General features: G+C 39.9%; 9 protein-coding genes and 2 pseudogenes. 2 read left to right on the top strand and 9 right to left on the bottom strand.

Annotation, left to right across the window (positions count from 1 at the left end; genetic code table 11):
• Positions 1-337 (bottom strand): annotated as a pseudogene (locus WBA89_RS15855) (hypothetical protein); the annotation flags it as partial.
• Between the two features lie 577 nt (positions 338-914).
• On the opposite strand from WBA89_RS15855, the gene WBA89_RS15850 reads away from it, so the two are divergent.
• On the top strand, positions 915-1,901 hold the full coding sequence (locus WBA89_RS15850) for a DUF4352 domain-containing protein (protein WP_424408019.1): 987 nt from the start codon (positions 915-917) through the stop codon (positions 1,899-1,901).
• Between the two features lie 84 nt (positions 1,902-1,985).
• On the opposite strand, the gene WBA89_RS15845 is transcribed toward WBA89_RS15850, so the two are convergent.
• From WBA89_RS15845 to WBA89_RS15830, 4 genes are all read right to left on the bottom strand, one after another.
• Complete coding sequence (locus WBA89_RS15845; protein ID WP_424408021.1) at positions 1,986-2,159, bottom strand: C2H2-type zinc finger protein; 174 nt, start codon at positions 2,157-2,159, stop codon at positions 1,986-1,988.
• Positions 2,160-2,438: 279 nt separating this feature from the next.
• The gene (locus tag WBA89_RS15840; RefSeq protein ID WP_193971991.1) at positions 2,439-2,894 is read right to left on the bottom strand and encodes a type II toxin-antitoxin system VapC family toxin; all 456 of its coding nucleotides are present in this window, start codon (positions 2,892-2,894) and stop codon (positions 2,439-2,441) included.
• Positions 2,895-3,203: 309 nt separating this feature from the next.
• Positions 3,204-3,371: a hypothetical protein gene (locus tag WBA89_RS15835; RefSeq protein WP_424408017.1), complete on the bottom strand. Its 168-nt coding sequence runs from the start codon at positions 3,369-3,371 to the stop codon at positions 3,204-3,206.
• 41 nt (positions 3,372-3,412) lie between these two features.
• Positions 3,413-3,640 (bottom strand): hypothetical protein, encoded by a 228-nt coding sequence (locus WBA89_RS15830; protein ID WP_194065663.1) that lies wholly within the window; start codon positions 3,638-3,640, stop codon positions 3,413-3,415.
• 363 nt (positions 3,641-4,003) lie between these two features.
• On the opposite strand from WBA89_RS15830, the gene WBA89_RS15825 reads away from it, so the two are divergent.
• Complete coding sequence (locus WBA89_RS15825) at positions 4,004-4,306, top strand: hypothetical protein (protein ID WP_424408015.1); 303 nt, start codon at positions 4,004-4,006, stop codon at positions 4,304-4,306.
• 78 nt (positions 4,307-4,384) lie between these two features.
• On the opposite strand, the gene WBA89_RS15820 is transcribed toward WBA89_RS15825, so the two are convergent.
• From WBA89_RS15820 to WBA89_RS15805, 4 genes and pseudogenes are all read right to left on the bottom strand, one after another.
• Positions 4,385-5,044: an MAE_28990/MAE_18760 family HEPN-like nuclease gene (locus tag WBA89_RS15820; protein WP_424408013.1), complete on the bottom strand. Its 660-nt coding sequence runs from the start codon at positions 5,042-5,044 to the stop codon at positions 4,385-4,387.
• Complete coding sequence (locus WBA89_RS15815) at positions 5,044-6,165, bottom strand: DUF262 domain-containing protein (protein ID WP_424408011.1); 1,122 nt, start codon at positions 6,163-6,165, stop codon at positions 5,044-5,046. Before WBA89_RS15815 ends, WBA89_RS15820 begins: the two co-directional genes overlap by 1 nt.
• A gap of 163 nt (positions 6,166-6,328) precedes the next feature.
• Positions 6,329-6,925, bottom strand: a complete 597-nt coding sequence (locus WBA89_RS15810; protein ID WP_424408009.1) for a Uma2 family endonuclease — start codon at positions 6,923-6,925, stop codon at positions 6,329-6,331.
• A 188-nt stretch (positions 6,926-7,113) separates the two neighbouring features.
• A pseudogene (locus tag WBA89_RS15805) lies at positions 7,114-8,235 on the bottom strand (phosphoketolase); the annotation flags it as partial.

Genomic DNA, 8,235 nt, shown 5'->3' with positions numbered 1-8,235 from the left:
CTACAAAATCTTGAACATCTTGTACGAAGTTTGAAACCTTAGAGATTTGGAATCTCTGCATTGCAGACCGAAAATTCTTTTTACTGACATCTTCGCCAAACTTTTCTGAAAGTATTTGCCATAGTTCCGAGCCGATTTGCCTCACATTGCTTTCAGAGCAGTCAAAGTCTTTGGCTATGTGCTTGTATGTCTCACGTTCTAGAGTGCCTTTTAGTACCGCTTCCTGTACGTCGTCTAGGTGCTGACCCGTTTTCTCGAAGACTATCTTATCCGCAAGTTTTAAGGCTTCTTTTAGGTTTATTGGGTCTAGGAGATGTGAGTTTTTTTGGCTCTTCATTACTTGTTATGCTAAATATGTCTGTAAAATCGCCTGAAACCCTTGCTGGGTAATAGGTGTATTCGTTATGTGTATCGTTTGAGGTTCTGCGTTCGTGACCCACGGCTAGAAGCGTTGATTTTACAGGCAAGTTAAGATATTTAATTAATAAATCAGCATAAAAGGTACTGAAGAGCCTTTTTTTTGTATGATAGCTCATATTTAGGAACAGTTTAATACATTTTTGTACAAAAGTAGATGAAATCGGGTCGGTGGGGGACGGCGATGGGGACAAAATTGAACATTTTTGGGGTAGACAAGGCTGTAAATTTTAAGGATTATAGAGGAAGTATCAAAAGTAAATTGTAGGTATTAAACGCTTGCCGTTTCATACTCTCTAACTCTTATCAACACTTCGGACAGTTTGCGATCGCTAACGATAGAATAAGGGTTCCAGGCTTTCGTCTAACCTCGATCGCTAACGGTAGAATAAGGGTTCTAAGCTTTTACTCAAAAACTGTCCGGGGTATTGCTTATTACAGTTTATTTTAACAAACTAAATCATGTTTTTGCCTGGTGAGGCAAGGGAGCTATTTTAATGGTTGGTTTTGCAGATAAATTCAAGTCTATTGTGAGTAAAGCACAACAGAAGGTCGCAGATATTCAAAATAGTGAGCAACTAAAAGACATAGTTGGTCAAATCAAAAAAGAGTATTCAGAGATTACTCCAGCCAAAACGGAAGAAGAAAAACAAAAAAAAATTGAGCAAGTTAAAGCCATCGTTGGTCATATTAAAGATTTGGCTCAAATAACATGGGAAGAACATAAAGAAAATTCGGAAAAGCAAAAATTTGAGTTTGCCGCTGCCGATGCGTCTAATTATAGGTATGAGAAGGCAGTAAATACTCTCAAGGCAATTCCTACTGCATCTAATTTATACGAAGAGGCACAGCAAAAAAATTCTGAGTATGTTAAAGCTTCCCATGAATACCTGTTGCAACAATCAGCACAAATGGTTGAGCAAGGTCTTTATAATGAAGCAATTAAAATTTTGAAAACAATTCCTGTAGAAGCTGCCGTATATCAGCAAGCTCAAGATAAGATGTCTGAATATGTGAATACCTTTGAGATACTAATCAAAGAACACAAAAACCTCATCCCCTTCATTTTTGATGATAAAATTGTTGCAGTTGCTTTTGTGGATCAGACAGTCCATGCTGTCAAACAGATAGAACGCAGATCTATTATTTATAACTCTCTTGCAAGCACTTATCCTGATGGAGAATTTCTTATTATTCGTCTCATAGTTCGGAATGACGGCAAAAAATCTCGTACAATTTCAGCATCAATGATGACGCTCATTGACTCTCAAGAGCGTGAGTATAGTGTTTCTAACAAGGGTCAAACTGCTCTCCAAATCAATGGAGATCAAACCGTTGAGTGTTTTGTTAGTGAGATTCAGCCAGGTTTGCAAAAAATAATCACTATCATTTTTGATGTGCCTCGCGGAGTAAACAATTTAAGTTTGAAAATTCCTGGTGGTTGGGGAGGAGAGACTATTTTGCCCCTATCTCTTGCTCTTTGAAACCTGGCAAACTCCGGTAGTTTTCGAGTTTAGACAGTAGGGTGAGTATTGCTCACCTCATCTAGCTATACTTCTCTGTTCTCTCTAACCGTTCTTGGGGTGTTTCATCTCCTTATGTTGATTGATTGCACTAAAGGCATTAAACTTTGCTCCACAGATTCCACAAATAAAATGTTTATTTTCTTTATGAAATTTAAGTGCTTGTGGATTTCCGAAAGGTTCATTGCATTGATCGCATAGATATTTTTTCTCAGACATTATCTTTGTCTTATAATTAATAACCACATTATATTATTTGCCAATTGTGCTTGTCAATAACTTAAATATAAAGATACTATAAGTTAAATTGACGCAAGGAAACCCCAGCTATTTTTCCACTGACAATCCGATCCATTTCCACCATCTCAAAGGGCGATAATTGCACGGAGAGCGAGCGCCCCATAACACATAAAGAGCGATCGCTCTTTCTTGTTTCTGATGACCGATCGCCTATTTTCAATTATCTAAAAACATCAATCTATTAGTCAATCAGAATTATTACGCAGAGCGAGTTGGTACTGTGAAATTTGTAAACAGTCGCACATCAAACTTACTATCTCTCAACGAATTCACTAAGCGTTCATCGAGTGTTAGCAACGGTGCCATAACTTGCTCTGAAAGTGCCACATAACAGCCATCATAAGCTGTAATTCCATAGTCCAAACCAATTTGGACAGCCTCACTCATTAGATACTTCGTTGAAGTAACTTGAAATCCTAAAGCTTTCAAGTCACTTAAATCTGCCTGAACTTGTTCAGCAGTGTAAAGGTTAGCTCGAACATATTTCCAAAGAACATTAGCACACTCAATATAAAATAGATCGGGTACGAAAAACTCAACATCCAGATCGTCGAGACAATCGAATAGTTGATTAACTTTTGGAGTCAGTGGATCGGAAATAAACTGCTTAATACAAATATTTGTATCGATGACACATCGTAACGGAACAGTCATCTGTTGCGATCCTCTCCAATCAAAATCGTACTATCCATTAAACCAAAATCCCTTGGATTAACTCTAGGACGACTGCGAATCCTCTGTAGGATTGCTGACATTGGTTTGCTCTCTTGCGCCCGATCGATCGTTACCTTGTCAGACTCAAATGATTGCTTCAATAGACGAATGACTGCTTCATTGAGAGTCAAATTTTTTTCTGAGGCAAGATATTGAATGCGACTGTACAATTCATCAGGCAGGTTTTCAATCTGAAGTGTAGCCATTGCAGTCTTATAATTATTTGATTTATTATATCACCAGTTTAACTTAACTTTCCACCCTACGGTAATCGCCGATGCGGATGCGATAGCGACCCGCGTAACCTCTCATGGCTTTAATGTCAGAAATCTCCTCCAAGGTGTTGATTGCTTCTAGTGTGGTAAAAGCCAGATCGTATATGCGTTGGTAAGATGTCGAGCTCTTGAGTTTTTTCAAGTCTTTTAGAAAAGCCTGACGGTATTGAACTTCCCAGATAACTATTCCTCAAGATAAGCTAAGGCTTCCGAGCGATTTAGCAAGGGAGTATTAACAGCTTCATCCATTGCTTTGTTCATGCAATAATCTTCTACCGCACCCGCAAGTCGATCGACAGAAACTTCTTCATTAGGTAGTAGTAGTTGTCGCCATAGCTCAATAGGAATCACCACAGCGCTTACATCTCCGTCTTTGTTCGTAAGATATTCAATATTTAACGTTGTTTCCATGTCATACTCCCGAAACTTCCTGCAATTCTAGCTTACCTGAGAGTGCTGTGGCAATATCTGGTTTATGAAACAGCTCTCGCCCAGACACAAAGCGAATGGGAGAAAGTTTGAGAGTTTAATTTAGTCAACGGGAGAACAGCAATGGCATGGGTGTTTAGCTTATCGGCTGAATGTGGAATAAAACAATCTGAAGCAAAGCAATTTGCTCAATATTTTAATGAAATTTTCTGGACGCTCTCAAACGGTAGACATTCCCAATGTAGGGCAGAAATTTTTCAGGATATAGAATAAAATTGGTGGTACCGAGTTTGTCCGAGTGGCATCAGTGAGATTGGGACAGGCACTCCAGAAAGTGCTTATTTAATGACAGAAATAGGTCTCCATCTGTATAATAATTTGCGGTTGGCTCCATCGTTTCGGTATGCTTTAGTTGGTATGGAAGCAGACGAGTTTAGAACCTATAGCGAATTGATTGAAGAGTCAGCCTTGGTTTTTCCAGGATTGGTTTTAGCTGAAGCTGTTTGGCAAGCGACTGGCTCGGATTCGGTTTTTCGATCGTTCACTCTTGGATATGTTTGGAAGCCGTATGAAGGTGAAGCTTACAGACCGCTAATAGCATCGCCCGAACTAAAAAACAAGCTTGATGAATTGCTGAGTGTGCGGTAAATCCCTGCACTGGATCGATCGACCTTCACACCAAATACCAAACACTGTGATAATTTTACGAGTTGCGTTCTCGCCTTTCTAAGGTGAATTCCGCATATAATCCTTTTTAACAGCAGCATTTTCTATCTGATTACGAAATACATCAAGCATTCCCATAATTTCTGCGTGTAGCTCTATATACTCTTCTCTGTCAAACGTCAAATAGTTACCATGTGCAATTTCGTTTCTTGTTTTCAAAAGCTTAATATCGATTAACACGGACTTAGTAGAGTAAACCGAAAAGTCTATTCCCAGAGTACAAGTTATTTCCCTCAAAATGTCAGAAGACAGATTGGATGCAGTAGAAATTGCATCTTTGTCTTTGTATGGCAAAGAGCATTTAGCATTTAAGTTAGAAAGGAAGAAATCACAAACAGGTATATATAATGATGGTTTATTAGTGTCTCTAGCCTCATTCAATTTTGTCTTCATTGCCAGAGCCAGAAAATTGCTACTAAGCTGATCGTAGCGAAGTTTTTGCATCGCAACATACTCTAGGTAACTATTTGATGCTAATTTGACAAAACCTTCCCAATGAGCATAAAGAATACATATTCCACTCCGAATCAACGCACTATGCCTTTGAGGAGAAACATTTCTCGCTTCTACCAAGGATTTGAGTTCCGAAAGTTCCTTCTTTCGCCAAGCAAGATCGGTGGAAAGCTTATCACTTAATTGTTCAGCAGTTCGGATACTCATTAGGGCGAAAATACTTTTCTACCAAGCGGAATCAGGTAAGGTAAACGTATTGCAGCATTCACGCCTGCTCCCGACCATTTTTGATAAGTCGGATCGGACCAAATAGTTTTTACACTATCAGATATCTGGTTTGTTTGAGGTGGATTTTTATAATTATATCCGATTCCCAATGCTACCACTTCATATAATGATAATAGAAAACCACCAAGGAACTTGTCTTGTTCAGATTTATATTTCTTGAAACTATTATCACCTGTAGTTTCATTCAGAAGATCGAATGTTGTTTTGAATGCGGTTTCTATATGCTGATAATCTAATTTTTTATTAGCAGCCATTTCACGCATTTTGTCTGTCAGGAAAACGTGAACATCACCACCCAATTTTTTAATGTTTTTCTCATCTTTGTCAAATAGAAGTATGAAACGTAATACTAATTCCATATCATACTGTTCTTCATAGAGCCTATCGCTTAAAGCCGTACATTTTTTGAATGGTTCATAATCTGCTAGTGAACGCATCAATTGATATAAATCTTTATTCAACATCAAAAGAATGCAATTTCTCACTTCTTGAGGTGTAGCAACGGAACCTCCTGTATTCAGTCGCTGAAATAGCTCATATTTAATCATTTTGTCGCTTTCTTTCTCAACAATATTTACAGCAATTTTTGAGCGTTTAATCAATAAACGCTGTGCTTGAGTGAAAGAATTATCTTTGTCATTTGGATCGTCCCACTTTTTACCTTCTAAAGAAGCTAAATATGTAGTTTTTTGTAAGGCTACTGGATGTGTATTGTTTTCTGATTCATTTTTTTCTGATTCATCTTTTTTCAAAATTCCGACAAATTCATATATTGTGGATAGTCTCTGAACACCATCTACAACATCCCAAACACCATCATCTCTTTGGCTCACAAAAATTGGTGGAATAGGTATACCTAGCAAGATTGATTCTATGAAGGTAGATTTTTGATGATCTGACCAACGAAAAAATCTCTGAAAATCTGGGTGAATATCAATCTCACTCTTTTCATAAAGGCTGATACACTCTCCAATAGACATTGAGTAGCTATCAGTCCGAATTTCTTGCCTTGTTTTGTCAATCTCATCTTGCAGGGACATAGTTCAAGGTGTGTTAAATGTTGTTATGTATAACCACTTTTGTAGAATAGGGATACTTAGCCATTCTACTGTGTTCCGTTGCGCCTGACTAAAAGTCAGTATTTAACCCTGCAATTATAGCAGATCAAGCGATTTGTTGCTTAAGTCCTATTAATTAACCAAATTACTGCGGCCCAATTCCCTTCAAAAACTCCTGTCTTGCCTCAATCCTTGAAGGCATTAAAACACAACGCACCAACAATTCTAAATCCAATTCCGGCAACAAATCACTTCTTGAAACTTGCTCATAATCATTCTCGCGCAGCCGATAGACATCAAGCCGATGATTTTTCCAAAACCAGACTTCCGGGATGCGAAGTCGTAGATATTTAGCTAGTTTATTGGTACTCCCGCTAGTAATCGTTACTTCCACCGCTAAATCGGGATGCTCTTTCTTTTCACCTATATAATAAGACTCATCAGGCTCAAACGATACATCTCTTGCCCGGTCTCTGCGAGTTGCGCTTCCTACAGGAATATATTCAATTTCCATTTCACAAAAGTAGAGTTGTATCAAAAAATTAAGAATACAACTGATTGTCTCATGTGCTTCGCCCAATGTCATAAACTCGATCCACCCATCAAGATAAGTTATCCGCAAGCCTGGCGCATCTGCCATTAGAGATTCTATGGCCTCAAATTGCTCCCAACTATAATAACCGGGCAGAATTAATCGCTGTTCTCCAAGCGTAACTACTTCTTCTAAAACTTGTGCAGTCACAGCTATCACCATCCTATTTTAAATATTATATCAATTCCGACTGTGCCGAAATGATATAGAGGACACGGCAGTGCCGTTTCCCTACCGCTTTTAAATATTATATCAATTTCGACTGTGCCGGAATGATATAGAGGACACGGCAGTGCCGTGTCCTGATTTCGGGTAAGATTAATTCGGATACAAAAGGTCTAATGAACTAGCTCGATCGCCCTTTTAGTCAACGCCTCAGCAGTCAACCCGTTAAACGCCATCAACTGACCCGCACTAGAAGTAGTTTCCCCCCGCTTCCAAGCAAAAGTATCACGCGGGCAATTGCTGCGGAGCATCACCGGCTCCAACATCCCAGAAGCACCGCCTGTCACGCCAATCAAGGCATCTCCACCAAACATTTCAGCAAATTTCTCATCGCTCAAAAAGCCGCCGTCAGCTTCCGAACAAGTATCCCAAGCAACATCACTTGAACGGTACAAACGGCGCGGATTCACAACAGAAACAATTCGCACTCCAATCCCTTCGGTTTCCAAAAATGCTGCGGCTTCAAACACCGGTATTAAAGTCATGTCGCCGACAACAGCAAACACAACTTTCTTGCTTCCCCCTTGATTGTGAGGAGCTTGGGGAGAATTGATTTCGTGCAGCACAACTGCACCGTCTTGCAAACCTTGGCGAGTCTGTGCAAAAGTAGTGCGAATTGGCAGCGGCGACTTGCTCGCAGTAATCACAACTCCCTTATTTTTAGCACTCAAAGCCCACTCGTAACAAGCTTGAATGCTGTTAGCATCCGGTGGAAACAAAGGAAACACATTGCCGTTACGCATCATTGCGGCAAAATAAGCCTCAATTTCCGGCCGCTGGTGCGTCCAACCGTTGCGGCCTTGCTCCAATGCACCTGCAGTAAATAAGGTGACAGTAGCCGGAGTTGGACGGCGCAATTCTGCCATTGCTTGGGTAACAGTTTGCCAAATTGGTAAACCGTTGATAGCAAAAGATTCGTAGGAACACCACAAACTCCGCCCTCCAAATAGCGACAAACCTACAGCCAAACCCGCGCAAGCATCTTCGCTCAAGGGTTCGTAAACTTGACCGTTTGGCGATTGATTGTAGAGGTCATCTGTTGTCGGGTGAATGATTTTGAGAGCTTGATTGATGTTGGCAATTGCCGATGCTTCATTACCGTCAGCATTGGTGACAAGAAAAGTCCGATCGCACTCGCCGACTTTCGCTACCAAACGTCCCATTGCAGTTGTCGAAATCTTGGCTTCTCCGCCAACTGCAAATTCTTCTAAAGGCAATTCGCCCAAATCTGCCAG

Origin of the sequence: Microcoleus sp., assembly GCF_049646505.1 — a bacterium.
GTDB lineage: Bacteria > Cyanobacteriota > Cyanobacteriia > Cyanobacteriales > Microcoleaceae > Microcoleus.
The sequence above is the reverse complement of the archived record's forward strand: the minus strand, read 5'-3'. Positions and strand labels throughout refer to the sequence as shown.